This is a genomic window from Paracoccus homiensis, from assembly GCF_900111675.1.
GTDB classification, from domain to species: Bacteria; Pseudomonadota; Alphaproteobacteria; order Rhodobacterales; family Rhodobacteraceae; genus Paracoccus; species Paracoccus homiensis.
Window position 1 is genome coordinate 13,848 of sequence record NZ_FOHO01000001.1, and the last position, 26,502, is coordinate 40,349.

The window sequence follows — 26,502 nt, forward strand, 5'->3', positions numbered from 1 at the left end:
GGCGCCCGTTGTTGTCGTTCTTATGCAAACAGGGGCGCAGAACGCCCCTGTCGATGTCGGATAGGGATCAGCGGAACGGCGGTGCGTAAAGCAGGCCGCCCTGCGTCCATTGCGCGTTCAGGCCGCGGGCCAGACCGATCGGGGTCTGTTCACCGATATTGGCCGCGAAGATTTCGCCATAATTGCCGCTGGCCAGGATGGCGCGCTTGGCCCATTCCTTGTCCAGCCCGATCATCGCGCCCAGATCGTCGGTCACACCCAGAAGGCGCTGAACCTCGGGGTTCTGCGAGGATTTCACCAGCTCTTCGATGTTCTTCGACGTGACGCCGTATTCCTCGGCTGCAATCAGCGCGTTCAGCGTCCAGCGGACGATATCGCCCCAGTTGCTGTCGCCATGGCGCACGGCCGGACCAAGCGGTTCCTTCGAGATGATCTCGGGCAGGATCACGTGGTTTTCGGGGTCGGCAAAGGCGGCGCGGGTGGCGGCAAGACCCGATGCGTCGGTCGTATAGGCGTCGCAGGCGCCGGCCATGTATTGCTGTTCGCCTTCGGCATTGCTGTCGATATTGACCGGCGAATAGCTGAGATTGTTGGCCTTGAAATAATCGGCCAGGTTCAGTTCGGTCGTGGTGCCGGTCTGGATGCAGATCGTCGCGCCGTCCAGTTCCTTGGCCGAGGTCACCCCCAGTTCCTTGGGAACCATGAAGCCCTGACCGTCGTAATAGTTGACGCCCACGAAATCCAGCTTCAGGTCGGTATCGCGCGAGAAGGTCCAGGTCGAGTTCCGCGCCAGCACGTCCACCTCGCCCGAGCTGAGCGCGGTAAAGCGGGTCTGACCCGTGGTCGGCACGTATTTCACCTTCGAGGAATCGCCCAGAACCGCGGCGGCAACGGCCTTGCAGACATCGACGTCAAAGCCGGTCCAGTTGCCATTTGCATCCGGTGCGGCAAAACCGACCAGACCGGTGTTCACGCCACAGTTCAATTCGCCCCGGGCTTTCACATCGGCCAGTGTGTCGGCCATGCCCATCCCGGCCACCATGGTGGCTGCGGCGACGGTGCCCAGAAAAACCGATTTTTTCATACTTACCTCTTTGTTGGGTCGCCGGGACCTGATCCGCGGACCCGGTGGTGATGTGCCCTTTTGGCGGGCGCTTCTTATTCATCTGCCGCCCCCGTGGACCGGGGCCGATAAGCGATATTGTGCCGATCCTTCCCTAGAGGTCAAGAAAAAGGCCGGACCGGCAGGCGCATTCAATCGCAGCGCGACAAGGCGTGAAAACGGGCGGCATTGCCGATCGCGATGCGGCGGTTTTCGGCGGCGGTCACGGCCTCATCGTCGCGGCCCCACTGTTCGGCCTGAAAATCCTCGTCGATGCGAGACAGGCGATGGGCTTCATCGGCGTCGATCCGACCATGCGCCACCGCCAACCCCAGGATCAGCGACCCCGGAACCGTCACCAGATCATGCAGCGCCGTCAGGCCCCAAATATCCTGCGCATCGATATGCTGACGCAGGCGCAGCAGGGATTGCGGGTCCTGCGCCACGGGAATCACCCCGCTGGTGACGCGCAGCGGCGCCCGCAATTCGACGGCGGCCCAGTCGATCAGCGGGTCCCAGCCCGCCGCCTGCCGCTGCACCAGCTCCTCGGGGGCGTCGGCGCGATAGGACAGAAGGTCGGTGCCGCCATATTCGGCCAGCATCTGCGCGACGCCATCGAATTGCGGCGCGACCTTTTCGATGGCCGAGTTCGCGGCCCGGGTCAGTGGCATCGTGTTGGGATTGATGACATCGGTCTGGGCATCCCATTCCTGCGCCACCGCCTGCGCCAGCGCGTCCGTCGGCATGACCAGGGCGTGCTTGCCCGGCGTACGGACGGGACGGCCATCCAGATAGACCTGCCAGCCGTCATCGCCCTGCCGCGCCTCGGCCTGTTTCCAGAACCGCTTTGCCTTCCACTCGCTCATCAGGCCCACTCCTTGATCGTCCTTGTCAGCCCGTCGAAATCGGCCACGATCCGCCCGGCACCCGCATGACGCAGCGCGGCCTCGGGGTGATAGCCCCAGGTAACGCCGATCCCGGTGACATCGGCGGCAACGGCCATCTGCATGTCGAATGTGGTATCGCCGACCATCACCGCATCGCCGATCGCGACACCGGCCTCGTCAAGCGCCGCCAACAACATTTCCGGGCTGGGTTTGGACGGATGATCATCGGCGCATTGCAGCGACGTGAAACAGCCGCTCAGATCATGCGCCTCGATCATCGCATTCAGCCCGCGTCGCGATTTTCCGGTCGCCACGGCCAACAGCAGGTCGTCCCGGTCGCGCAGCGCGTTCAGGCAGTCCAGCGCACCGGGATAAAGCGGCGCATCCTGCACCAGCCTGCGCTGCATGAACGCGGCCTTGTAGGCGGCCAGAATCCGGGCCTGAACCGGCGGCTCGGCTTCGGGGATCAGTTCCTGAATGGCAAGCGGCAGCGACAACCCCACGATGCCCAGAACCTGCGCCCGCGGCAGCGGATCAAGCCCGACATGCTCGAACGCCTGGGTCATCGCGCCGTGGATATGGTGCTGGCTGTCGATCAGTGTGCCATCGACGTCAAAGACGACAAGCTTCATGTCTGCTCCGCGAAGGGGTCGTCGGGCACGTCGTTTTCCTGCCATCCCAGCGTTTTCCACGTCCGGGTCATGTGATCGGGCAAGGGCGCCGTCAGGGTCACGCGCTTTTTGGTGATCGGATGGTCAAAGGACAGGCTGCGCGCATGCAGATGCAGCTTGCGGCTGATCTCGCCGCCCAGCTGCGCGCCCCAGCCATCGCCCAGATTTTCCTGACCCGAGCCGCCGTATTTCCCGTCGCCCACGATCGGGTGGCCCAGCTCCGCCATATGCGCGCGCAGCTGATGGGTCCGGCCGGTGATCGGCACCAGCGCGCACCAGCTGACCCGCGTGCCAAGCGCATCCAGCACGGCATAATCCGTGGTCGCCCGTTTCGCCCCTTCGGTCGAGGCGATGTCGCGGGGATGGACGGCCATCATCTTTTCACCTTCGCCCCCGCGCCCATGCCCGGGCGCCTTGACCAGACCGTAGCGGATCGTGCCCATGCGCGGCGTGGGCACGCCCGCGACCGCCGCCCAATAGATCTTGCGGGTGGTGCGGTCACGAAACGCCTCGGACAGGGCCCGCGCGATCCGGTCGGTGCGCGCCAGCAGCAGCACCCCGGATGTGTCCTTGTCCAGACGATGCACCAGCTTGGGCCGGTCCTTATAGCCGAACATCAGCGCGCCCGTCAGCCCGTCGACATGGCGATTGCCCTGCCCGCTGCCGCCCTGACTGGGCAGACCCGGCGGCTTGTTCAGGGCGATGATATGTTCGTCCTTCCACAGCACCGCCTGCTGGATCATCTTCTGATCGTTGTCGGGGATGCGCGGGGTCGGTGCCTGCGCCTGCGCGGCCGGCTTGGCATCGGGCAAGGGTGGGATGCGGATTTCCTGCCCGTCCTCGATACGGCTGTTGGCCTTGACCCGACCGCCATCGACCCGCAGTTGCCCGGTGCGGCACATCTTTTCGACCGCACCCTGTGTCAATTGCGGAAACTTCTTTTTCAACCAGCGGTCAACCCGCTGCCCGCCCTCGCCTTCCGCGATGCGGATCGTCTGAACGCCACTCATGCAAAAATTCCTCGTCCGGCGGCCAGTCCCGCGATGACACCCAGAAGCGACAGCAGAACCGAGGCCAGGATGTAGATTGCCGCACCCGGCCCCTGCCCCCGTTCCCACAATGTCAGCGCATCCAGCGAAAAGGCCGAAAATGTCGTGAACCCGCCCAGAAACCCGGTCAGCAGCATGGGCGCATAATGATTGCCAAAGCGATGCGCAAAGGCCGTCGCCAGCAGCCCCATGACAAAGCTGCCGATCACATTGACAACAACCGTCGCGACCGGAAAGCCCGGCCCGTGCCACGCGATCGCGCGATAGACGGAATAGCGCGCCGTGGCGCCCAATGCGCCGCCGATGGCGACCTGAAGGAAGGGGTTCATCATTGCCTGCTCCTGTGACCAAGCGCGGCCAAAGTCAACCGCCGCGCTTCAGACGCTGCGACACGAACCAGTCCAGGCGCTTTTTCAGTTCTCGCTCGAAGCCCCGTTCGACCGGCGCGTAAAGCACCGGGCGCTTCATCTCGTCGGGGAAATAGTTCTGCCCGCTGAACCCGTCCTCGGCGTCGTGATCATAGGCATAGCCCGCGCCATATCCCTGTTCCTTCATCATCCTGGTGGGGGCGTTCAGGATATGGGCCGGCGGCATCAGGCTGCCGGTGCGCCGCGCCTCGGCCCGCGCGGCCTTATAGGCGACATAGCCCGCGTTCGATTTCGGCGCCAACGCCAGATAGATCACGGCCTGCGCCAGTGCCAGTTCACCTTCGGGGCTGCCCAGGCGTTCATACAGCGCCCAGGCATCCAGACAGTGGCGCTGCGCCGCGGGGTCGGCCAGGCCGATATCCTCGACCGCCATACGGGTGATGCGCCGCGCCAGATAGCGCGGATCCTCGCCGCCCTCCAGCATCCGGCCCAACCAATAGACCGCGGCGTCGGGATCGCTGCCGCGCACGGATTTATGCAGCGCCGAGATCAGGTTGTAATGTTCATCGCCCGATTTGTCGTATTTCGCCGCCCGCCGCATCAGGCGGGTCGCCATCGCCTGCGCATCGACCGGGGCGGTGGTTTTCCAGGCCGCGACCTGCTCGATCAGGTTCAGCGCCGCGCGGCCATCGCCATCGGCCATTTCCAGCAGCGCCTCGCGGGCGTCGGCGGTCAGGGGCAGCTTGCGCCCAAGATCCTGTTCGGCACGCTGCGCCAGCCGTTCCAGATCCTTCAGGCCCAGCCGTTCAAGCACGATGACCTGCGCGCGCGACATGACTGCGGCGTTCAACTCGAACGACGGGTTTTCGGTCGTCGCTCCGACCAGCAGGATGGTCCCGTCTTCCATATGCGGCAGAAAGCTGTCCTGTTGGGCCTTGTTGAAACGGTGGATCTCATCGACGAACAGCAGGGTGCCGCGCCCCTGCTGGCGGCGTAGCTTGGCCGCATCGAATACCTTGCGCAGTTCGGGAACGCCGGAAAAGATCGCGCTGATCTGGACGAAGGACAGATCCGTCTCGTCGGCCAGAAGGCGGGCGATGGTTGTCTTGCCCACGCCGGGCGGTCCCCACAGGATCAGCGACGACAGGCTGCCTGCATCCAGCATCGAGCCAAGGGGCCCATCGGAACCAAGAACCCTGTCCTGACCGATCACATCCGACAGCCTTGCGGGTCGGATGCGATCAGCCAAGGGCCGCACCGCCGGTGGCGGCGGGGCGTTTGAATCAGAAGGGGTATCGAACAAATCGGCCATGTCGGCGGCATTCTAAGCCGCGTGGACAGGCGCGAACAGCCCCCTTCGCCCGACCGGCCCGGTCAGTGCATCTTCGGAGCCAGATCGATCGAAACGCACTGGAATTCGCCGTCATCGATCCACATGACCCGGCCGATGGCCTCGGCGTCCAGACCGCAGCGTCCGTACCAGCGTGGCCAGCTGGCCCCGGTCAGCGCGATCAGCTTGGTCGCGCCCAGTTCACGGGCCGAACCGGTCATCGCCTCGACCATCTTGAAATGGACCTTGCGGCGGTACATCTGCGGGATCGAATGGCTGACGAACACGCGCGAGCATTCCCAGACATTCTCATCGACCGGGGCGGATTCGAACAACAGGTCCTGCGGGATCGAACCGCCAAGGATACCGGTCTGCGCATCGCGGATCATGTAGCTGTAGATGCCGCAGCGCGCCGTGGTCGGCGTCAGGCGGAACCCGGCCAGAACCTCGCCCTTGTCGTGAACCGCAATCCAGCGGCTTTGCGGTGTGTCATACTGGTCGAACTCCATGTCATCCGCCTCGGGCAGATCCCAGTTCTTCTGGATGATGAAGCTCTGCTTGCGGGCGCGAAACAGATTTGCGAACAGCTCGCCATGGTTGTGGAGGTTGGCGAAGGAAAGAGTGGTCGTCTGCATTTTCTTACTCCTGGGGTGTGAGGTGACCCCCCACTGCCTCACGGTTCCCCTGGGCGACGGCCCTTACAGCAGACGGTATTCCTTGGCGCGCTGAAGTGCCTCGGCTGTGGTTCTGGCCATCAGGCGCTCTCGAACCGAAATCAGTCGTGCTTTGAAGGCACTTTCAGTGATACCAAGTTTCGCGGCTGCCGCTGCGTGGCGGTCGCCCTCCGCGATGCAACGAAGGGCTTCTTTCTGAGCCTTTGTCAGGCTCGCCGGCGGCTCGGTAATCTCATGGAGCCGACGTACGGTGGTCGAGATCTCGTCGATCTCGTCATCGGTGAATTCGCGTTCGCCATGCGCAAAGCTGGCGATGGTGCGCGACGCGATCGGCCCATGCGCCACGGTCAGACCAAAGGTCAGCCCGTGACTGGCCGCATCTTTCAGAATGTTGAACGGGTCCGGAACCGGCAGCGACGACCAGCGGCAGGCACCGGTGGTCGAGAACCCCCAGGCGATTGTGGGGTCTCGTAACGCATATCCGTTCTGTGAGTAATATTCCGACCACTCCTCAGCATATGTCTGGAACTGCATCAACGGAGCAGCAAAGCGAATGTGCAGGGCCGCAAAGTAGCCAGCCGGGGCAAGTTTCCCCAGCTTACGCAGTGCGGCATTGATATCGGCGCGTGATGACATGACTTTTTAGACAAATTGTTTTCAACTCGGTCAACGCTCAAAGTAATATTGGAGAGTTCTACTTGCTAGATAGTTAATGACGTCGGGAATTTTCGTGCGATGCAGAAAAAATACCGTCTTGACGCACTACCCTCGCAAATCCGCCAGGAAATACACGCAATAGCTGAGCTTGGTGCCCTGACACCAGAGGATGTGGCCTGCCTGACCGCGGCCCTGACGCAACGTATGTCGGCGTCCCGCGACGGCATTTCTGCGATGCAGCATAAAGAAAAAGCCCCGCTGCCCTTAGGGCAACGAGGCTGATGATTCGCCTTTAGGGCGGAAAGGCGATCAGGCGTCCTGATCGGCCTCTGCTTCGGCGTCCAGACGGGCGCGGTCAGCAGCACCCTTGGCCGAGGTGTCGCGGTCGACCAGCTCGATGATTGCCATCGGTGCCATGTCGCCATAACGGAAACCGGCTTTCAGGACGCGAACATAGCCGCCCTGACGGTCTTTGTAACGCTCGCCCAGAACCTCGAACAGCTTGGCGACATGCTGGTCCTGCTTCAGCTGGGCAGCGGCCTGACGGCGAGCGTGCAGATCGCCGCGCTTTGCCAGGGTGATCAGCTTTTCGACGATCGGACGCAGTTCCTTTGCCTTGGGCAGGGTCGTCTTGATCTGCTCGTGCTCGATCAGCGAACCAGCCATGTTGGCGAACAGGGCCTTGCGGTGTTCGTGGGTACGGTTAAGGCGGCGATAGCCACGTGCGTGACGCATGATGTTTCTCCTTTGACGTCTTTTGCTTTGTCTGGCGGCCCATGCGTGCGGACCGCTCTCCTTGGGGCGGAATGCCCGGTGTGGCGGGGACCGAAGCCCCCGACCGAATTCTTAGAACTGGTCGTCGAAACGCTTGGCCAGATCCTCGATGTTTTCCGGCGGCCAATCGACGACATCCATGCCCAGGTGCAGGCCCATGCCCGACAGGACTTCCTTGATCTCGTTCAGCGACTTGCGGCCGAAGTTCGGGGTGCGCAGCATCTCGGCTTCGGTTTTCTGGATCAGATCGCCGATATAGACGATGTTGTCGTTCTTCAGGCAGTTTGCCGAACGGACCGACAGTTCCAGCTCGTCGACCTTTTTCAGAAGGCGCGGATCGAATTCCAGGCCGTCGTCACTGTCCTGACGGCTGGCCGATTCCGGCTCGTCGAAGTTCACGAAGACCGACAGCTGGTCCTGAACGATGCGGGCAGCGAAGGCCACGGCATCTTCCGGGGTCAGCGAACCGTCGGTTTCGATCTTCATGGTCAGCTTGTCATAGTCCAGAACCTGACCTTCGCGGGTCGGGGTGACTTCGTAGCTGACGCGCTTGACCGGCGAGAAGATGGCGTCGATCGGAATCAGGCCGATCGGGGCATCCTCGGGACGGTTGCGATCCGCCGCGACATAGCCCTTGCCGGTTGCAACGGTCAGTTCCATGTTCAGGTCGGCGCCGTCGTCCAGATGGCAGATCACGTGATCGCGGTTCAGAACGGTGATGCCTGCGGTTTCCTGAATGTCGCCGGCCTTCACCTCGCCCGGACCTTTGGCGGCCAGGGTCAGGCGCTTGGGGCCTTCGACGTCCATCTTCAGGGTCACGCCCTTCAGGTTCAGGACGATATCGGTCACGTCCTCGCGGACACCGGCAACGCTGCTGAATTCATGCAGCACGTTGTCGATCTGGACCGAGGTGATGGCACCGCCCTGCAGCGACGACATCAGCACGCGGCGCAGCGCGTTGCCAAGCGTCAGACCGAAGCCGCGTTCCAGCGGTTCGGCGACCAGCGTCGCGGTGCGGGTCGCATCGGCGCCCGGCTTGACGACCAGCTGCGTCGGCTTGATCAGGTCGGCCCAATTCTTGTGGATCATGGATGGTCCTCCATACTTGTTTCCGACCCATGACCAAGACCGGAAACGCCCGAGGGTAGATGCGAAAAGTCCGAACCGCGCGAAAGTCGCGCGGTCCGGTTAGCTTGATCCAGGATCAGACGCGGCGACGCTTGGGCGGGCGGCAGCCGTTATGGGCAATCGGCGTCACGTCACGGATGGCGGTGATGTTGAAGCCGACGGCAGCCAGCGCGCGCAGCGCCGATTCACGGCCCGAACCGGGACCCTGAACTTCGACTTCCAGCGTCTTCACGCCATGTTCCTGCGCCTTGCGGCCTGCATCTTCTGCAGCCATCTGAGCGGCGTAGGGGGTCGATTTCCGCGAACCCTTGAAGCCCATGGTGCCGGCCGACGACCACGAGATCGCGTTGCCCTGCACGTCCGAGATCAGGATCTTGGTGTTGTTGAAGCTCGAGTTCACATGCGCAACGCCAGCGGCGATGTTCTTGCGCTCTTTACGCTTCATGCGAGTCTTATCGCGTGCCATGTCCGTTCCCCCTTACTTCTTCTTGCCGGCGATCGGCTTCGCCGGGCCCTTGCGGGTGCGGGCATTGGTGTGGGTGCGCTGACCGCGGACCGGCAGGCCACGACGGTGACGCAGACCGCGATAGGAACCCAGGTCCATCATGCGCTTAACGTTCATCTGAACTTCGCGGCGCAGGTCGCCTTCGACGGTCAGGTTCGCGTCGATATATTCACGCATCTGCAGGACTTCGGCGTCCGACAGTTCGTTCACGCGACGGGTGCGATCGATGCCGGTGGCTTCGCAGATCTGTTCTGCGAACATCGGACCGATGCCATGGATATAGGTCAGTGCGATGGGGACACGTTTCCCCGTCGGAATGTTGACGCCAGCAATACGAGCCACGCGTTATCCTTTTCAAGTTGCGGTTCCGTAGCGCCGGAACCTTTTTTCACAACACAAGGCCCGAAAGCCATGCCTTCGGGCCATCTATGCGACACCCGTATGCCGGGTGATTCTCTTACGAGATGCCGTGATCTAAAGGCAGACGCCTGCCCCGTCAAGGGCAGGCGTCGAATTCGTCTTGACAAGGCGCAAAGCGCGCCCGGTCACCGGCCTCAGCTTCCAAGAACAGCGCCAATCTGGGCGGCGACCTGATCCATCGCGGCCATGCCGTCGACCTGTTGCAAGTCGCCCTTGGCATAGTAGTAGCCAAGCAACGGCGCGGTCTTCTTGTAATATTCGCGCAGACGGTCGGCAAAGACCTCGGGCGTGTCGTCCTTGCGGACGGGTTCGCCCGCAGCGCGCGAATCCTCGGCGCGTTTCACGATGCGGGCAACCAGCGCCTCGTCATCGACCTTCAGCTCGATCGCGGCATCCAGCTTCATGCCCATTTCGACCAGAAGATCGCCAAGGGCATCGGCCTGGGCCAGCGTGCGCGGGAAACCGTCGAAGATAAAGCCGTTGCCGCCTTCTTCCAGTTTCTCGCGGATCAGGCCGATGACGATCTCATCGGTGACCAGTTCGCCGCGGTCCATGACCTCGGCGACACGATTGCCCATTTCGGTGCCCGAGCTGCGGGCCGCGCGCAGCATGTCGCCGGTCGACAGCTGCACCATGCCCCGCTCTTCCACCAGCTTCTTGGCCTGCGTGCCTTTACCGGCGCCCGGAGGCCCCAGAAGAATGATATTGATAGCCATGAAAGCCTGTCCCCCTCGGCTGGCGTTTTTTGTCAGTCTCAGCGGCGCGACGGTGCGCGACGCGGCTTTGCGGTTCCCGGTTTCCGTTTACCACGCAGCTGGGATTTCTCAATCAGACCTTCATACTGATGTGCAAGCAGATGGCTTTGGACCTGATTGATCGTGTCCATCGTCACCGACACGACGATCAGAACCGAGGTCCCGCCGAAGTAGAAGGGCACCGACCACTGGTGGCGAATGATCTCGGGCAGAAGGCAGACACCCGCCAGATAGGCCGAGCCGATCACCAGAACGCGGTTCACCACATAGTCCAGATATTCTTCGGTCCGCTTGCCCGGACGGATGCCGGGGACGAAGCCACCCTGATTTTTCAGGTTGTCGGCCACTTCATCGGATTTGAAGCTGACATTCTGGGTGTAGAAATAGGCGAAGAAAACGATCATGCCCGCGAAGAACAGCAGGTAAAGCGGCTGCCCCGGACCGAAATAGGCCAGAATGGTCGACATGATCGGGCCGGTCTGGTTCCCCGAGAAGGTCGAGATCGTCACCGGCAGCAGCAGCAGCGAGCTGGCAAAGATCGCCGGGATGACGCCCGCCGGGTTCACCTTGATCGGCAGGTGGCTGGACTGGCCGTCATAGACCTTCATGCCGACCTGACGCCGCGGGTACTGAATGCGGATCTTGCGCAGCGCGCGTTCCATGAACACCACGAAGGCGATCACCGCGACGACCATCACCACCACGCCCAGGATCACCGGGGTCGAGATCGCGCCGGAACGACCCTGCGCAAAGAAATTCGCCAGTGCCGCCGGAATTTCGGCCACGATGCCCACGAAGATGATCAGCGAAATGCCGTTGCCGATACCGCGTGCGGTGATCTGCTCACCCAGCCACATCAGGAACATGGTGCCGCCGACCAGCGTGATCACCACGGATGCCTGGAAGAACAGGCCGGGCGTATGCGCCAGACCGCCGGCTTCCAGGCTGCGGGCCAGACCATAGGCCTGGAACAGCGCCAGCAGAACCGTGCCATAGCGGGTATACTGGTTGATCTTTTTGCGGCCCTGCTCGCCCTCTTTCTTCAGCTGCTCCAGCGAAGGCACCATCGAGGCCAGAAGCTGCACGATGATCGAGGCGCTGATATAGGGCATGATCCCCAGCGCGAACACGCCCATGCGCCCCAGCGCACCGCCGGTGAACATCGACAGAATGCCGCCGATCCCCGCCTGGGCCTGTTCCATGAAGTTGCGAAGCGCCGCGCCGTCGATCCCCGGCACCGGGATATAGGTCCCGAGGCGATAGATGATCAGCAGCCCGATCGTGAACCAGATCCGCTGGCGAAGTTCCGTGGCCTTGCCGAGCGCCCCCCAAGAGAGGTTCGCGGCCATCTGTTCTGCGGCTGACGCCATATGTTTCCGTCCCGTGTCATGACAGCGCCGCCGACCCGTTTCCGGGGACCGGCGGCGCCAGGAAAACCTGTCTGCTATCTATGGGGCGCGGGCGCCCCATTCAACAGCTTATTCGGCCGCCGGGGCGGGGGCGGTCACGGTGACCTTGCCGCCTGCTTTTTCGACTGCTTCCACAGCCGACTTCGATGCGCCGGCGACGGCGATGTTCAGGGCTGCCTTCAGCTCGCCCTTGCCCAGCAGACGGATACCGTCCAGCTTGCGGCGAACGACGCCCGATGCGACCAGCGCGTCTTCGGTGACGTCAGCCTTGGCGTCCAGCTTGCCCGCGTCGATGAACGACTGCAGCTGACCCAGATTGACGACGGCGAATTTCTTTGCGTTCGGTGCGGTAAAGCCGCGCTTCGGCAGGCGGCGATACAGCGGCATCTGGCCGCCTTCGTAACCGTTCAGCGCAACACCCGAACGCGACTTCTGACCTTTGATACCACGGCCAGCGGTCTTACCCTTGCCCGAACCGGGACCACGGGCAACGCGCTTTTTCGTACGGTTCGCGCCTTCGTTGTCGCGAATTTCATGCAGTTTCATGTCGCTTCTCCTTGGCCGGACGCGCCCCCGAAGCGATACGGGACGGCCACGGCATTTCTTGGTTTGTGAATCGATGCCCCTTCGGGCACCGCGGGGAATTAGCGGATCGCCCCTTTCGGGTCAAGTCGCGCCACACCTGCTTGTGTCTTGCGTGCGGACGCGCCGTAGCCCAAGGCTGCGCGTGACACCACTTGCGGCCCCGAACCATGCGCAGCCTTCTGATCCTGTTCCTACTCAGCCTTCTGCCCCAGATCGCCCCGGCATCCCAGCCGGTCCTGTGTACCGCCCGCATTCAGGGCAAGGACGTCGCCCTTGGCTATGACAAGGACGAAGAGGGGCTAAACCGGAATTTCAGCCGGCGAGAGATCTTTTTCACGAAATGGGGCCGCGACACATGCCCCAGCTATGTCGTGCTGCGCAGCCTGACGCCGGAACTGACCGACGAACAGCGTCAGCCCTTCTGCCTGCGCCATGACAAGGACAGCGATTCGATCATCGGCCACGATCTTGGCACGCGCGACGCCTATGGCCGGTGCGAAAAGCCTGCCGGGGCGATCTGTCAGCGGGTGAACCGCACGACGGATGCCGCCGTCGCGATATCGGGTGCTGCGGCGCGTGGGGCGATCAAGGGCGTGCAGGCGCTGCCCGACGGGTCGGGCGCGGCGATCATCAGCGGCAGCAGCGGCTATGTCACGACGGCGCTGACCTCGATCGGCGGGGCGGCCAGCGCGGTCGCGGCCTCGCCTATGCTGTTGGCCGGGGCGACGGTCAGCGTGGTCGCGGTGGGCGGCACGATCTATGCCTGCCGATAGTCAGAATTCGACCCAGGCCCCCAGCTTGACCGCCTGTTCACCGGGACCGGACAGCGGCGTGATCGTTCCCAGTTCCAGCTTGACCGGCCCGTAAAGGTCGCCGACCACGCTGCTGGCCAGTTTGGCCGTTCGTTCGGCGTCGCTGCGATCTTCCAGGCGCAACTGGTTGATGACCATCAGTCCGTCCCAGGGCCGAACACCGATGGTGATGTCGGCCTTGGTGGTGAATTTCGGGGTCAGGTAATAATCCTCGACCAGGCTGTTGCCGATCACGCGGATCGTGCCGGCCATCTCGCCGGCCGCCTTGACCTTGAGTTCGGCCGTGATCCAGCCGCCGCCCAGCAGCGCGTCAAAACCGCGCCCCCAGCCCGCGCCCAGCTGCACCACGGGGATCGTCTGATCCTCGCGCCAGATCGCGCCGGACCCGGCATGAACGACAAAGCGGTTCGGCCCCTGCCCGTCATCCAATGCCCGCTGCATCCAGATCATCGCGCTGGTTTCGCCGACATTGGTGCGGCCCAGTTCATAGCCAAGCGTGCTGCGCGCGCCCCAGCCATATTCGCCGTAAAGACCGCCATAGCGGTTGCCCTCGCGGTCCTCTTCCACTGTCAGCGACAGGAAATGTCCGCCCTGTTCACGCGGCCACGGCCCGGCATCGCAAGGCGCCGCCCACAGGACCAGTAATGTGGCCAAGCCATGTTTCAGTCCGGGCAAGATCGCCTCCGTCGTGACGGCCCTTGGGCCGGGTTCGCGACCATCCTTGCGGCTTGTCGCGCGTGGCGCAAGAAATCTTTACTCGCTCTGGTTGTGAAATCAGCGTTTGCGCATCGCGTCCATCAAGGCTGCGCCAAAGCTGCCCTGGCCACCCTGCTGCGCGCGCGGCGCGGGCTTGGCCTTGCCCTTGGCAGGCGTCGGCGGCGCGGGCCGGCCGCGTTCGGCGGTCGCGCCATCCTTGCGCATGGTCAGGCCGATCCGCTTGCGGGGCACATCCACCTCGGTCACGCGAACCCTGACCACGTCGCCCACTTTCACCACCTCGTTCGGATCCTTCACAAAGCGGTCGGCAAGCTGGCTGATGTGAACCAGCCCGTCCTGATGCACGCCGATATCCACAAAGGCACCGAAGGCCGCGACATTCGTGACCGTCCCTTCCAGCGACATGCCGGGCTTCAGATCGGTGATATCCTCGACCCCATCGGCAAAACTGGCGGTGACAAAGCTGGGACGCGGATCGCGGCCGGGCTTTTCAAGTTCCGACAGGATGTCGCGCACGGTGGGCAGGCCGAAATTGTCATCCACGAACTGTTCGGCACGCACCGATTTCAGGGCCGATCCGTCACCCATGATGCTGCGGATATCGCGCCCGCAGGCGGCAACGATCTTGCGCGCGACGCCGTAAGCTTCGGGGTGTACGGATGACGCGTCCAGCGGCTCGGACCCGTCGCGGATGCGCAGGAAGCCCGCGCATTGTTCAAAGGCCCGCGGCCCCAGCCCGGTCACCTTTTTCAGCGACGCGCGGGACGCAAAGGCACCCTGCGCATCGCGATGGGCGACGATCGCGGCGGCCAGCGACGGGCCAAGCCCCGCGACATGCGCCAGCAACGGGGCCGAGGCGGTGTTCAGATCGACCCCGACCGCGTTCACCGCATCCTCGACCACCGCTTCCAGCGTCTTGGTCAGCTGTCGCTGATCGACATCATGCTGATACTGACCGACGCCGATGGATTCGGGCGGCACCTTGACCAGTTCCGCAAGCGGGTCTTGCAGGCGGCGCGCGATCGACACCGCGCCGCGCAGCGACACGTCCAGATCGGGAAATTCCTTCGCCGCCTGTTCCGATGCCGAATAGACGGACGCCCCGGCCTCCGAGACAACCACCTTTGTCGGAACGGCCACCGTCTTGGGCAGCTTTTTCAACACTTCGCCGACAAGACGTTCCGTTTCCCGGCTGGCGGTGCCGTTCCCGATGGCGATCAGGTCGATCTTGTGCCGCGTGATCAGGGTCAGCAACGCAGCCTCGGCCCCGCGCAGGTCGTTCTTGGGCTGGAACGGATAGATCGTCGCGGTATCGACCAGCTTGCCGGTCGCGTCGATGGCCGCGACCTTGACCCCGGTGCGAATGCCGGGATCCAGCCCCAGCGTCGCCTTGGCCCCGGCAGGCGCGGCCAGCAGCAGATCCTTGAGATTGCGGCCAAAGACGCGGATCGCCTCGTCATGGGCGCGTTTGCGCAATTCGGTCAGCAGGTCGATATACATGGTATTCGACAGCCGCACCCGCCATGTCCAGCCCGCCACCTGCCGCAGCCATTGATCGCCGGGCGCATCGCCCAGATCGCCGATCGCCTGTGCCACGATGCCTTCCGCCCGCATCGCCCCGGTTTCGGGATCGGGCGAGATGTCGATGGTCAGCACCTCTTCCTTTGCCGCGCGCAGGATCGCCAGCGCCCGGTGACCGGGAATATCGGCCCAAGCCTCGCGGTGATCGAAATAGTCGCTGAACTTTGCGCCCGCCTGTTCCTTGCCGGAAATCACCTTGGCGGCAATGAAGGCCTCGGCCTGCATGAAATTGCGCAGGCGACCCAGAAGCGTGGCATTCTCGCTCAGTTCCTCGACCAGGATGTCGCGTGCGCCGTCCAGTGCCGCCTTCACGTCGGCGACACTCTCGCCCAGATAGCCCTGTGCAAGCGCCCTCGGATCAGCGCGACGATCATCCTGAATGGCGCGCAGCAGAGGCTCCAGCCCGTTTTCACGGGCGATCATCGCCTTTGTGCGGCGCTTGGGTTTGTAGGGCAGATAGATATCTTCCAGCGCGGCCTTGGTATCGGCCCCGGCAATCGCGCGGGCCAGATCGTCGGTCAGCTTGCCCTGATCGCGGATCGACCCAAGGATCGCGTTGCGCCGCGTCTCCATTTCTCGCAGGTAGGTCAGCCGTTCGGACAGGCTGCGCAACTGACTGTCGTCCAGCCCGCCCGTCACCTCTTTGCGATAGCGCGCGACGAAGGGCACCGTCGCGCCGCCGTCCAGCAACTCGACCGCGGCGACCACCTGTCCGGGCGAAGCGCCGATTTCGGTGGCGATGGTGCGGGCAATGCGCTGCGGGGCGTCCATGGGTATCCTCCTGTCTTCCGGACACCCGTTCTATCATCCGCCCGGTCGGGGAAAAGCAGATAAGCGGCGTGCCCGATCACCGCGTCGTCAGCAGATCACGCAGAAAGGCATCGGTCTTTCGGGCGGCGGCCTCGATCGACAGATCGCGTGGAAAAGCCTCGAACGCGGCATCCGCCATGCGGTTGCGCCGATCAGGATCGCCCAGCAACGCCAGGATCTGGCGCAGCCATTCGTCGCGATCATTGGTCACGACACCGGTCGTTTCGGTAAAGAACCGGGCGTGATCGGCCTCATCGCTGGCAATGACGGGCACCTTGGCGTCCAGATAGCCCAGGATCTTCCCGAAAGACTTGCCGCGGCTGAATTCATTCCGTGTGATGATCGGCGACAGGCCCACAGCCACCTGATGCAGGGATTGCAGAAAGGCGTCATAGCCCATCGGGGGCAGCATCTGCAAATCCGGCAGGTCGGGGAACATGGCCCGCAACCGGTCCCGCTCTTCTTCGGTGGCAATGCCGTAAAAGCGCAGCCGGAAGGCCGCGCCCTGCGCGCGCAGATCCGCGACCAGACCGCGCACGAAGTCCAGTTCGTTCACATAGGACAGCGGGGCGGCCTGCGCCCAGGCCAGAATCGGGGGCCCGTCCGACTGTCGCGCATGGTGATCGGGTCGCGGGCCCGCCGTGATCGGAGTGCCGGTCCAGATCACGGCGGCATTGGCGTTATGCTGCGCGTGCCATTCCTGAATGAACTGGCTGCCCGCCATCACCCCGACCGCCGCCTGCGATGTGCGTTGCAGCCGTTCCACAAGGCCGGGAATCGTCAGGAAGAAATCCGCATCGTCGGTATCCAGAACCACCGGATCACCATAGCGTAGCGCGGTATCATTCAGGGCGTGACGGCATTGCTGAAAAACCAGAATATCCGGCGCGAAATGGCGGATGACCCGCCGTCGCGCAGGCAACTTCAGGTCGGCGGGCACCGCCGCCGCATGCCAGCCCGTCCGTGTCAGCGCATCGGCCATGTTATAGGCCCGCAGCAGGCTGGCACCTTCGCGACGTCCCGATGGAAAGAACAGCACCCTTGGTCGATCGGTGCGACGGTTGCGCATGGCCGATGCGTGCAGCCCGACCTCGTGCCCGGTGCGGCGCAGCAGATTTCTGATCTTCGTTCCGATGCTCATACGTCCTGCCTGTCTGTTCGGGGGCTTGCCTATGCCCGGGTCAATCCTTTGCCAGTTCCGGCAAACGCATTGCCTCTTCGGTCATGGCCTTGGCCGAGACGCTGTCCCGGACCGCCTGTCGCAGGGCCTTGGACCTTTTCAATGCGCGGCGGAACGCCTCTTCGTCCAGCTCCAGAACGCTGGTCGGCGTGATCGCACGAACCTCGGTGCGGCGAGGCCGCTTGGCCAGAACGCCCATCTGGCCGAACATCTCGCCCCGGCCAAGGCGGCTGGTCTGACCCGCGATTTCCTGTTCTACCGCGCCCGAGGCTACGAAAAAGACCGCCCGCGACACGCTGTCCTTGCGCAGAATGACCTTGCCCGCGTTGTAGAACCGCGTGCGCAGCGCCCGTGACAGGCGCCGCAATTCAGCCTCGTCCAGATCCGCGAACAGGGGGAACTGACGGACCAGTTCCTCTTTGCGCAGCGCCAGATCCAGATGCGGCCGCCCCTCGGTTTCGTTGCGGCGGCGGGTGATGTCCTGCATCAGCGCGGTATGCAGTTCGGCCCCGATCAGGCCATCCTCGCGCATGGCGTTGTATTCGCGTTCCTCAAGCCGCAGCGCCGTGCGACGGATAAAGCGACGCTCCAGCTTTTCGGCATAGCCCGGATATTGCAGGCGCAGGCCCTCGATCCCGGTTTCGACCGCCTCGACCCGCCGGTTGATCAGCTCATGCAGCAGATCGGCCACACGCCGACCGTGGATGCGGCGGATTCGGCTGTCCACGAAACCGCTGAGATCGCGCAGGATCAGACGCTTGGCCAGCAGCGCCTCGAACCTGTCGGCGGTCATCCCCGCCAGCGGCCCGGAATAACGCAGGCGATTGCGCAGAAACGCCGCCAGCCGGAATGACGGGCCATAACGCAACCCGCGCCGCGCCGCCCGCTGATAGCCGGTCCGCCCGCCGGTCCGCGCGCCTTCGATCAGCCGGTCCACATCGAACAGCATCTGTTCCGACAACCGCCCGCTGATCGCGCGTTCGCGAAACCGCGCCAGAATCACCTCGCGTTCATAGGCGGCCAGTGCGATCAGGCCCAGGGTGATCCGGTCGCGATCCAGGATCAGGGTGTTGTCTTCGGCATCGGCCCGTTCCACCGCATGATCCAGTCGTTCGGCAAATCGCTTGGCCTCGGACCGGACGGTATCGCGGGGCAGATCGTAATTGTCGGTCATCCGCGACACGCCTTCGCGCACGGTCTGAAGGGCGACGGCGATCACCTGATTGGACAGCGCGACATCCAGGGGCGACAGCTTGTCCAGCCCCAGACGCCCGATCACCCAGCGCAGCGTGGTCCCCTGCACCAGCAGCGTGAACAGGGTGAACCCGGTCGCAAGAATACCGACGACGCGCTTTGTCTCGACCGGGACGCGCAGGCTCTCCGTCACCGCCAGCGCCAGCGCCAGCGTCACCGCCCCGCGCAGGCCGCCCCACAGGATCGCGACGCGATAGCGGCTTTCGACCCTGGGTGAGACGCGCAGCGCGGTCAGCATCGGCATCAGCACGAACAGGATCAGCGCCCGCGCCGTGATGGCGGCCGCCACGACCACAAGGATCAGGGCGAAATCGCCCGGTCGGGTATCTTCCAGCAGGCGCGGGATCAGCAGCGCCGCCAGAATGAAGATCAGCGCCCCTGCCCAATGTGCCAGCAGGTCCCAGACCTCGCGCAGGTTCTGCCACAGCGCGGGCGACAGGCGCCCCGGCCCAATGATGTTCATCGTCAGGCCCGCCACGACGACCCCGATGACGCCCGACGCGCCGAAGATCTGTTCGGCCCCGATATAGGCCAGATAGGGCACCGCGACCGAGATTGAGATCTGCGCCAGCTCGAACCGCGCAAAGATCGCCATCAGCCCGACCGCGATCCGTGCCGTGGCCCAGCCCGCGATGGTGCCGCCCACGAACAGCATCGGAAAACTGCTGATCGCCTGACCCAGCCCCGGATCGGGCAGGCCCAGCATGACATACCCCATGAACAGACCGAACAGCGCGATGGCCGCGGCATCGTTCAGCAGGCTTTCGCCCTCGATGATCCGGGCCAGCCGCCGCGGCGCGGACAGCGACCGGAAGATCCCCACCACGGCCGAGGGGTCGGTGGTCGAGACGATCGAACCGACCAGCAGGCAGACCACCAGCGGCAGCCCGCTGACCAGCGACAGCGCATAGCCGATGGTCAGGGTCGCCGCGACCACCGCGACCACCGCCAATGTCAGGATCGGCACCCAGTCATCGACCATGCGCCGGACATTCATGCCCAATGTCGCCTGAAAGATCAGGGTCGGCAGAAAGACATACAGAAAGACATTCGACCGGATCGGCAGCGCAAGGATGGATTCCGCGATCGGGTTCAACGCATCGGTCAGATCGGTGCGCAGGAAAAAGATCGCCCCCGCGCCGATCAGCGTGCCGATCGTCGCCAGAATCACGCTGTAGGGCAGCCGTAATCGCGCCGCCAGGGGCTCGGCCACCCCGATAACGACAAACAGCCCGGCAATGATCGTGGTCAACAGCGCAATATCCATGACCAAGCGATACATGGAAACCAGTCCGCCGTGAATATTCGACCTTGTTCAATATCTTGCTGATAGCGTGACAAGCTGGTGATCTGTGCTTTGCTGTTGCGAAAACCGGCAGTGCCGCGATGATGCCAAGGATGAGCGATATTCGTCAGACACGGCTGGGCTTTGCGCCCTGGGCCGACCCACGGACGCGACGGCTGCCGGGCACGATCCCCGTCGCGCCGGAAGACTGGCTGCTGACCGACGACGCCTTCGGCGGGCAGATGGCGCTGCGCGATGATCTGATCCTGCGGGCGCCTGACCGGGTGCACCGCCTTGATGCTGCGGCCCGCCCCGCAGCGGTCGAACTTTACGACCGCGTCCTTGCACTGTTGCCCGCGCGGGGCCACCGGATCGCGGGCGGTATGGCGACGCGCCCCGACGGGGTCAGCATCGACCTGAACCGCGATGCCCCGCTGCTGACCCTGGGTCGGCTGGTGGCCGAGGATCTGTGCCTGATGCTGCCCGGCCCGACCGCCGAGCATGTGCTGGCCGGCGCGATCCTGTGCTTTCCCTCGGGCTGGTCGCTGCACCAGAAATTCATGCGCCCGATGATGCGGATCCACGAACCGGTCGCGGCCTATGGCAATCAGTTGGGCAGACGGGTGCAACGCCTGCTGGACGGCGTACGGTCCGATCAGGGTCTGATGCGCGGCACGGCGCATTATTCCGCCGCGCCCCTGCACAATCCCCGCACCGAAGAACAGGGCCATGACATCGACGGCCCCCTGCCCTTCATCCGGGTCGAGCGTCAGTGCCTGTTCCGCCTGCCCCTGACCGGGGCGGTCGTGTTTTCCATCCATACCAGCGTGATTCGCCCGGCGGACCTGACCCCCGACCAAAGCGCCGCACTGGCCAAGTTTCCGATCCACCGCGCCGCCTGAATGCGAAAAGGGCGCCCGAAGGCGCCCTTTTGCTGTCTGTCCCTGTAGAACTTAGACCGAGTAATACATCTGATACTCGACCGGGTGGGGGGTGTGCTCATAGGCGTACACTTCTTCCCACTTCAGCGCCATGTAGCCTTCCAGCTGGTCGCGGGTGAACACGTCGCCCTGCAGCAGGAAGTCCATGTCCTTTTCCAGCTCTTCCAGCGCTTCGCGCAGGCTGCCGCACACGGTCGGGATCTCGGCCAGTTCTTCCGGCGGCAGATCGTACAGATCCTTGTCCGATGCCGAACCCGGGTCGATCTTGTTGCGGATCCCGTCGATGCCCGCCATCAGCAGCGCGGCAAAGCACAGATAGGGGTTCGCCGAGGGATCGGGGAAACGGGCTTCGACGCGCTTGGCCTTGGGCGATTCGGTCCACGGAATACGGACGCAGCCCGACCGGTTGCGTGCCGAATAGGCGCGCAGAACGGGGGCCTCGAAGCCCGGGATCAGACGCTTGTAGCTGTTGGTCGACGGGTTCGTCAGGGCGTTCAGCGCCTTGGCGTGCTTCAGGATGCCGCCGATGAAGTACAGGGCCTCCTGCGACAGATCGGCATATTTGTCGCCTGCGAACAGCGGCTTGCCGTCCTTCCAGATCGACATGTTGACATGCATCCCCGAGCCGTTGTCGCCCTTCATGGGCTTGGGCATGAAGGTCGCCGACTTGCCATAGGCATGTGCGACGTTGTGGATGACATACTTGTATTTCTGCAGGTTGTCGGCCTGCTCGGTCAGCGACCCGAAGATCAGGCCCAGCTCGTGCTGCGCGCTGGCAACCTCATGGTGGTGCTTGTCGACTTTCATGCCCATGCGCTTCATGGTCGACAGCATCTCGCCGCGGATGTCCTGGGCCGCGTCGATCGGGTTGACCGGGAAGTAACCGCCCTTGTGGCCCGCGCGATGCGCCTGGTTGCCCATCTCGTATTCGGTGTCGGTGTTCCATGCCGCGTCAACCGCGTCGATCGAGAACGACACTTTCTGCGGCGTGACCGAATAGCGCACGTCGTCGAACAGGAAGAATTCGGCTTCCGGCCCGAAATATGCCGCGTCGCCGATCCCCGAGGATTTCAGGAATGCCTCGGCCTTGACGGCGGTGCCACGCGGGTCGCGGCTATAGGCTTCGCCGGTGTCCGGCTCGACCACGTTGCAATGCACGCACAGCGTTTTTTCCGCATAGAACGGATCGATATAGATCGACGAGGTGTCCGGGATCAGTTTCATGTCCGACTGATCGATCGACTTCCAGCCCGCGATCGAGCTGCCGTCGAACATGAAGCCTTCCTCGAAGAAGTCCTCATCGACCAGGTCCACATCCAGCGTCACATGCTGAAGCTTGCCCTTGGGGTCGGTAAAGCGGACGTCGACATAGGCGACTTCCTCGTCCTTCATCAGCTTCAAGGCGTCCTTGATTTCCATCTCTTCCCTTTCTTTCATAGATGCGTCCCGGCCGCCTGTGCCGCCGGGCGCGGAGCTTATGGACGCGCGGTTCTTTTAGACCGCGTCGTCGCCCGTTTCGCCGGTGCGAATGCGGATTGCCTGTTCGACCGGGGATACAAAAATCTTGCCGTCGCCGATTTTCTCGGTGCGGGCTGCGCCCACGATGGCGTCAATGGCGGCTTCGACCTGATCGTCGGGCAGCACCATCTCGATTTTCACCTTGGGCAGAAAATCGACGACATATTCAGCGCCGCGATACAGTTCAGTATGGCCTTTCTGACGGCCAAAGCCTTTGACTTCGGTGACGGAAAGCCCCTGCACACCGACCTCTTGCAGCGCTTCCTTCACGTCGTCCAGCTTGAACGGCTTGATGATCGCCTCGATCTTTTTCATCGCAATTGATCCTTCCTCGCGGCTTGCCTGAAGCCTGATTGGCGGGTTTCATCCTGCTGGTAAATGCAGCACCGTCCGCAGATCGCCACAGAACCCGTTTGCCCGGCGATTGCGCACATAAATCGGGCACACTGCCCTTATATTAAGCAGAAACCATGTTCGATTGGCCCCAAATCCAGACGACCGCCCAAATGCGCGCCACCGAATCCGCAGCCATGGCCAGCGGCGCCGTCAGCGGGGTTCAGTTGATGCAGCGCGCCGGGATGGCGGTCGCCGGACAGATTCGCCTTCGCTGGCCCAAGCCCGGTCGGGCCACGGTCCTGTGCGGGCCAGGCAATAACGGCGGCGACGGTTACGTGATCGCGCGGCACCTTCACCGCGCAGGCTGGGCCGTGCGTGTCCTGGGGCTGGACAACACCCCCGGGCCGGATGCCGATGCCATGAAACGGGACTGGCGCGCGCTGGGGCCGATCCGACCGCTGACCCCGCAGCAGATGTCGGCTGAATGCGATCTGGTCGTCGATGCGCTGTTCGGCACAGGCTTGACCCGCGCCCCCGACGGCGACATCGCCCGGATTCTGGGCTGGCTGCAGGGCCACCCCTCGCTGCCCGTCGTCGCGGTCGATTGCCCAAGCGGCCTGTGCATGGACAGCGGCAGGCCGCTGCACGCAGCCGCCCCCAGATGCCAGCTGACCGTCGCCTTCGACAGCCTGAAGCCCGGCCATCTTCTGGCTCAGGGGCCCCGGCTTTGCGGCCGCCTCGTGATCGAGGATATCGGCATCGCGCCCTGGCGCGACGCATCGACGCTGCACCGCGCCACGCTGCATCCCGGCCTGAACAAGGTTCTGGGCAAGCAGCCCGACAGCCATAAATACGGCTCGGGCCATGCGCTGATCGTGGCGGGCGGGCGCGGCAAGGGCGGCGCCGCGCAACTGGCGGCACAGGCGGCCCTGCGTATCGGCGCGGGACTGGTCACGATCTGTCCACCCGATGCCGCCCTGCCCGAACATGCCGGTGCGCCCTGGGCGCTGATGCGTCAATCCATCGACGATGCCGCAGATCTGTCGCAGACGCTTGCAGACCCGCGCATTTCCGCAATCTGCCTTGGCCCCGGCTGCGGCGTCGATCGCGCCGCGCAGTTGCTGCCCCCGCTGCTGGCCTCTGGTCGCGCCTGCGTGCTTGACGCCGACGCGCTGACCGCGCTTTCGGAACATCCCAGGGCCCTTCACGCGAACTGCGTCCTGACCCCGCATATGGGCGAGTTCGCACGCCTGTTTCCCGATCTGGCACAGGCGTTGAACACCCCCGCCAAGACCGGCCCCGCCCTGTCAAAGCTGCACATCACGCGGCAGGCGGCCGCCCGCTGTGGCGCCACCGTTCTTCTGAAGGGCGCCGATACCGTGATGGCCGCCCCGGATGGTCAGGCGGCGATCCACAGCGCCTTCGACACCCCTTTTCTTGCGACCGCCGGCGCCGGGGACGTTCTTTCGGGCCTGATCGCCGGCCTGCTTGCACGCGGCCAGACACCGGTTGCCGCCGCAGCCCTTGCCGCCACGTTGCACAGCGCCGCCGCCCGTCACATCGGCCCCGGACTGATCGCTGACGATATCCCGCAGGCGATCCCGAGGATCCTGCGTGATCTGAACGTCTGATTCCCTCTGGCGCAGCCTTGCGGGCTTTGCTATCAGCCACGCCAGTGCGGGTGTGGCGAAATTGGTAGACGCACCAGATTTAGGTTCTGGCGCCGCAAGGCGTGGGGGTTCAAGTCCCTCCACCCGCACCATCCTTCCAGTGATTCCCTGAACCCCTGCCCCTGAACATTTCCCGGGCCGCAAACAGGCACGCCGACACCAATCGTCAAAGCGATATGACAAAGGCGGCCCCCGCGCAGGGGACCGCCTTGCCGATCACATGGTTTTCGACCGAAGCCGGGCGATCAGTTGTCCATCTTCAGCGCCTGAATGAACGCCGTCTGCGGAATTTCGACCTTGCCGAACTGGCGCATCTTCTTCTTGCCCGCCTTCTGCTTTTCCAGCAGCTTTTTCTTCCGCGTCGCGTCGCCGCCATAGCATTTGGCGGTCACGTCCTTGCGCATGGCCGACAGGGTTTCGCGCGCGATCACGCGCGATCCGATCGCCGCCTGGATCGGGATCTTGAACATATGCCGCGGGATCAGCTCTTTCAGCTTTTCGACCATGACGCGGCCGCGGCTTTCGGCGCGGTCACGGTGGACCATGATCGCCAGCGCGTCGACGGGTTCGTCATTCACCAGGATCGACATCTTCACGAGGTAATCCTCGCGATATTCGCTGATCTGGTAGTCAAAGCTGGCATAGCCCTTGGTCACCGATTTCAGGCGGTCATAGAAATCGAACACCACCTCGGCCAGCGGCAGGTCATAGACGACCATCGCCCGGCTGCCCGCATAGGTCAGGTCCATCTGGATGCCGCGACGGTCCTGACACAGCTTCAGCACATCGCCCAGATATTCGTCGGGCACCATGATCGTGGCCTTGATGCGCGGCTCGGTGATGTGGTCAATCAGGGTCTGATCGGGCATGTCGGCGGGGTTGTGCAGATCGCGCACCTCGCCATCCTTCATGTGCAGCTTGAACACCACGCTGGGGGCGGTGGTGATCAGGTCCAGATCGTATTCGCGCTCCAACCGGTCGCGGATCACCTCAAGGTGCAGCAGGCCAAGAAAGCCGCAGCGGAAGCCAAAGCCAAGCGCGGCCGAGGTTTCCATCTCATAGCTGAAGCTGGCATCGTTCAGGGCCAGCTTTTCGATGGCGTCGCGCAGCGCCTCGAAATCATTGGCATCGACGGGGAACAGGCCACAGAAGACCACCGGTTGCGCGGGTTTGAAGCCCGGAAGGGGCTTTTCGCAGGGCTTCTTTTCATGCGTGATCGTATCCCCGACACGGGTATCGCGCACCTGCTTGATCGAGGCGGTAAAGACGCCGATCTCGCCCGGGCCAAGTTCGGCGATGTCCTTCATCGCGGGCGTCAGCACGGCCAGCTTGTCCAGCCGATAGGTCGCGCCGGTCTGCATCATCTTGACCTGATCGCCCCGCTTGATCGTGCCGTCCATCACGCGGATCATCACGACCACGCCCAGATAGGCGTCATACCAGCTGTCGACCAACATCGCCTTCAAAGGCGCGTCACGGTCGCCGGTCGGCGCGGGCAGGCGCTGCACGATGGCTTCCAAGACATCGGGAATGCCAAGGCCGGTCTTGGCGCTGATCGGGATCGCCTCGGATGCGTCGATGCCGATCACGTCCTCGATTTGCGCCTTGACGCGATCGGGCTCGGATGCGGGCAGGTCGATCTTGTTCAGAACCGGGACGATGTCGTGATCGGCGTCGATGGCCTGATAGACATTGGCCAGCGTCTGCGCCTCGACCCCCTGCGTGGCATCCACGACCAAGAGCGAGCCTTCGACCGCGCGCATCGAGCGGCTGACCTCATAGGCAAAGTCGACATGGCCCGGCGTGTCGATCAGGTTCAACACATAGGTATGGCCGTCCTTCGCCGGATAGGCAATGCGGACCGTGTTGGCCTTGATGGTGATGCCCCGTTCCCGCTCGATATCCATGGCATCCAGAAGCTGGGCCTTCATGTCGCGTTCGGCGACAGTGCCCGTCAACTGGATCAGCCGGTCGGCCAAGGTGGATTTACCGTGGTCGATATGGGCCACGATCGAGAAATTGCGGATATGGGACAGCTCGGTCATGGCGCGGCTATACAAGGGCGCAAGCGCCCCGAAAAGAGG

General features: G+C 63.7%; 26 protein-coding genes and 1 tRNA gene. 5 read left to right on the forward strand and 22 right to left on the reverse strand.

Annotated elements, in window-relative coordinates; translation table 11 throughout:
• Positions 1 to 67: 67 nt before the first annotated feature.
• From BMX67_RS00085 to BMX67_RS00120, 8 genes are all read right to left on the reverse strand, one after another.
• Complete coding sequence (locus BMX67_RS00085) at positions 68 to 1,084, reverse strand: amino acid ABC transporter substrate-binding protein (protein WP_090731520.1); 1,017 nt, start codon at positions 1,082 to 1,084, stop codon at positions 68 to 70.
• A gap of 170 nt (positions 1,085 to 1,254) precedes the next feature.
• Positions 1,255 to 1,968, reverse strand: coding sequence for an ATP12 family chaperone protein (locus BMX67_RS00090; protein ID WP_090731521.1), 714 nt, complete (start codon positions 1,966 to 1,968; stop codon positions 1,255 to 1,257).
• On the reverse strand, positions 1,968 to 2,621 hold the full coding sequence (locus BMX67_RS00095) for an HAD-IA family hydrolase (RefSeq protein WP_090731523.1): 654 nt from the start codon (positions 2,619 to 2,621) through the stop codon (positions 1,968 to 1,970). The genes BMX67_RS00090 and BMX67_RS00095 overlap by 1 nt, the downstream gene beginning before the upstream one ends.
• Complete coding sequence (locus BMX67_RS00100; RefSeq protein ID WP_090731524.1) at positions 2,618 to 3,670, reverse strand: RluA family pseudouridine synthase; 1,053 nt, start codon at positions 3,668 to 3,670, stop codon at positions 2,618 to 2,620. Before BMX67_RS00100 ends, BMX67_RS00095 begins: the two co-directional genes overlap by 4 nt.
• Positions 3,667 to 4,041, reverse strand: coding sequence for a fluoride efflux transporter CrcB (gene crcB, locus BMX67_RS00105; RefSeq protein ID WP_090731526.1), 375 nt, complete (start codon positions 4,039 to 4,041; stop codon positions 3,667 to 3,669). The genes BMX67_RS00100 and crcB overlap by 4 nt, the downstream gene beginning before the upstream one ends.
• Positions 4,042 to 4,072: 31 nt before the next feature.
• On the reverse strand, positions 4,073 to 5,389 hold the full coding sequence (locus tag BMX67_RS00110) for a replication-associated recombination protein A (protein ID WP_090731527.1): 1,317 nt from the start codon (positions 5,387 to 5,389) through the stop codon (positions 4,073 to 4,075).
• A gap of 62 nt (positions 5,390 to 5,451) precedes the next feature.
• Positions 5,452 to 6,042: an acyl-homoserine-lactone synthase gene (locus BMX67_RS00115; RefSeq protein ID WP_090731529.1), complete on the reverse strand. Its 591-nt coding sequence runs from the start codon at positions 6,040 to 6,042 to the stop codon at positions 5,452 to 5,454.
• A gap of 63 nt (positions 6,043 to 6,105) precedes the next feature.
• Positions 6,106 to 6,717: a helix-turn-helix transcriptional regulator gene (locus BMX67_RS00120; RefSeq protein ID WP_090731531.1), complete on the reverse strand. Its 612-nt coding sequence runs from the start codon at positions 6,715 to 6,717 to the stop codon at positions 6,106 to 6,108.
• Between the two features lie 99 nt (positions 6,718 to 6,816).
• Here BMX67_RS00120 and BMX67_RS19740 point away from each other — a divergent pair, with 99 nt between their 5' ends.
• Positions 6,817 to 7,020 carry a hypothetical protein gene (locus BMX67_RS19740; protein ID WP_139206416.1) on the forward strand — a complete coding sequence of 68 codons (204 nt, stop codon included), beginning with the start codon at positions 6,817 to 6,819 and terminating at the stop codon, positions 7,018 to 7,020.
• Positions 7,021 to 7,047: 27 nt separating this feature from the next.
• Here the strand turns inward: BMX67_RS19740 and rplQ are convergent, their stop codons facing one another.
• The 7 genes from rplQ to rplO all read right to left on the reverse strand — a co-directional run bounded on the left by rplQ (position 7,048) and on the right by rplO (position 12,275).
• Positions 7,048 to 7,473, reverse strand: coding sequence for a 50S ribosomal protein L17 (rplQ, locus tag BMX67_RS00125; protein WP_090731532.1), 426 nt, complete (start codon positions 7,471 to 7,473; stop codon positions 7,048 to 7,050).
• A 111-nt stretch (positions 7,474 to 7,584) separates the two neighbouring features.
• The gene (locus BMX67_RS00130) at positions 7,585 to 8,601 is read right to left on the reverse strand and encodes a DNA-directed RNA polymerase subunit alpha (protein WP_090731534.1); all 1,017 of its coding nucleotides are present in this window, start codon (positions 8,599 to 8,601) and stop codon (positions 7,585 to 7,587) included.
• Positions 8,602 to 8,716: 115 nt separating this feature from the next.
• On the reverse strand, positions 8,717 to 9,106 hold the full coding sequence (gene rpsK, locus BMX67_RS00135) for a 30S ribosomal protein S11 (protein WP_090731536.1): 390 nt from the start codon (positions 9,104 to 9,106) through the stop codon (positions 8,717 to 8,719).
• A gap of 12 nt (positions 9,107 to 9,118) precedes the next feature.
• Positions 9,119 to 9,487 (reverse strand): 30S ribosomal protein S13, encoded by a 369-nt coding sequence (rpsM, locus tag BMX67_RS00140; RefSeq protein ID WP_090731537.1) that lies wholly within the window; start codon positions 9,485 to 9,487, stop codon positions 9,119 to 9,121.
• A 212-nt stretch (positions 9,488 to 9,699) separates the two neighbouring features.
• Positions 9,700 to 10,275 (reverse strand): adenylate kinase, encoded by a 576-nt coding sequence (locus tag BMX67_RS00145; protein ID WP_175479781.1) that lies wholly within the window; start codon positions 10,273 to 10,275, stop codon positions 9,700 to 9,702.
• 44 nt (positions 10,276 to 10,319) lie between these two features.
• Entirely contained in the window at positions 10,320 to 11,690 is a 1,371-nt protein-coding gene (gene secY / locus BMX67_RS00150) for a preprotein translocase subunit SecY (protein ID WP_090731540.1), read from the reverse strand.
• A 108-nt stretch (positions 11,691 to 11,798) separates the two neighbouring features.
• A complete protein-coding gene (gene rplO, locus BMX67_RS00155; protein ID WP_090731542.1) occupies positions 11,799 to 12,275 on the reverse strand; it encodes a 50S ribosomal protein L15 in 477 nt (158 codons plus the stop codon).
• A gap of 206 nt (positions 12,276 to 12,481) precedes the next feature.
• On the opposite strand from rplO, the gene BMX67_RS00160 reads away from it, so the two are divergent.
• Positions 12,482 to 13,087 (forward strand): hypothetical protein, encoded by a 606-nt coding sequence (locus BMX67_RS00160; protein WP_090731543.1) that lies wholly within the window; start codon positions 12,482 to 12,484, stop codon positions 13,085 to 13,087.
• Here the strand turns inward: BMX67_RS00160 and BMX67_RS00165 are convergent, their stop codons facing one another.
• From BMX67_RS00165 to BMX67_RS00180, 4 genes are all read right to left on the reverse strand, one after another.
• Positions 13,088 to 13,801: a hypothetical protein gene (locus BMX67_RS00165; protein WP_245739018.1), complete on the reverse strand. Its 714-nt coding sequence runs from the start codon at positions 13,799 to 13,801 to the stop codon at positions 13,088 to 13,090. It lies immediately after the preceding gene.
• Positions 13,802 to 13,900: 99 nt separating this feature from the next.
• The gene (locus BMX67_RS00170) at positions 13,901 to 16,195 is read right to left on the reverse strand and encodes a Tex family protein (protein ID WP_090731545.1); all 2,295 of its coding nucleotides are present in this window, start codon (positions 16,193 to 16,195) and stop codon (positions 13,901 to 13,903) included.
• A gap of 76 nt (positions 16,196 to 16,271) precedes the next feature.
• Positions 16,272 to 17,375, reverse strand: a complete 1,104-nt coding sequence (locus BMX67_RS00175) for a glycosyltransferase family protein (RefSeq protein WP_090731546.1) — start codon at positions 17,373 to 17,375, stop codon at positions 16,272 to 16,274.
• Positions 17,376 to 17,415: 40 nt separating this feature from the next.
• Positions 17,416 to 19,935, reverse strand: coding sequence for a cation:proton antiporter (locus BMX67_RS00180; RefSeq protein ID WP_090732167.1), 2,520 nt, complete (start codon positions 19,933 to 19,935; stop codon positions 17,416 to 17,418).
• 131 nt (positions 19,936 to 20,066) lie between these two features.
• On the opposite strand from BMX67_RS00180, the gene BMX67_RS00185 reads away from it, so the two are divergent.
• The gene (locus BMX67_RS00185) at positions 20,067 to 20,855 is read left to right on the forward strand and encodes a heme-dependent oxidative N-demethylase family protein (protein WP_175479759.1); all 789 of its coding nucleotides are present in this window, start codon (positions 20,067 to 20,069) and stop codon (positions 20,853 to 20,855) included.
• 51 nt (positions 20,856 to 20,906) lie between these two features.
• On the opposite strand, the gene glnA is transcribed toward BMX67_RS00185, so the two are convergent.
• Positions 20,907 to 22,313, reverse strand: coding sequence for a type I glutamate--ammonia ligase (glnA, locus tag BMX67_RS00190; protein WP_090731549.1), 1,407 nt, complete (start codon positions 22,311 to 22,313; stop codon positions 20,907 to 20,909).
• Positions 22,314 to 22,388: 75 nt separating this feature from the next.
• Positions 22,389 to 22,727: a P-II family nitrogen regulator gene (locus BMX67_RS00195; RefSeq protein ID WP_090617546.1), complete on the reverse strand. Its 339-nt coding sequence runs from the start codon at positions 22,725 to 22,727 to the stop codon at positions 22,389 to 22,391.
• Between the two features lie 155 nt (positions 22,728 to 22,882).
• On the opposite strand from BMX67_RS00195, the gene BMX67_RS00200 reads away from it, so the two are divergent.
• Positions 22,883 to 24,379 carry an NAD(P)H-hydrate dehydratase gene (locus tag BMX67_RS00200; RefSeq protein ID WP_090731550.1) on the forward strand — a complete coding sequence of 499 codons (1,497 nt, stop codon included), beginning with the start codon at positions 22,883 to 22,885 and terminating at the stop codon, positions 24,377 to 24,379.
• 46 nt (positions 24,380 to 24,425) lie between these two features.
• Positions 24,426 to 24,510 (forward strand) — tRNA-Leu (locus tag BMX67_RS00205).
• Positions 24,511 to 24,663: 153 nt separating this feature from the next.
• Here BMX67_RS00205 and lepA read toward each other — a convergent pair.
• A complete protein-coding gene (gene lepA / locus BMX67_RS00210) occupies positions 24,664 to 26,463 on the reverse strand; it encodes a translation elongation factor 4 (RefSeq protein ID WP_090731552.1) in 1,800 nt (599 codons plus the stop codon).
• Positions 26,464 to 26,502: the final 39 nt, after the last annotated feature.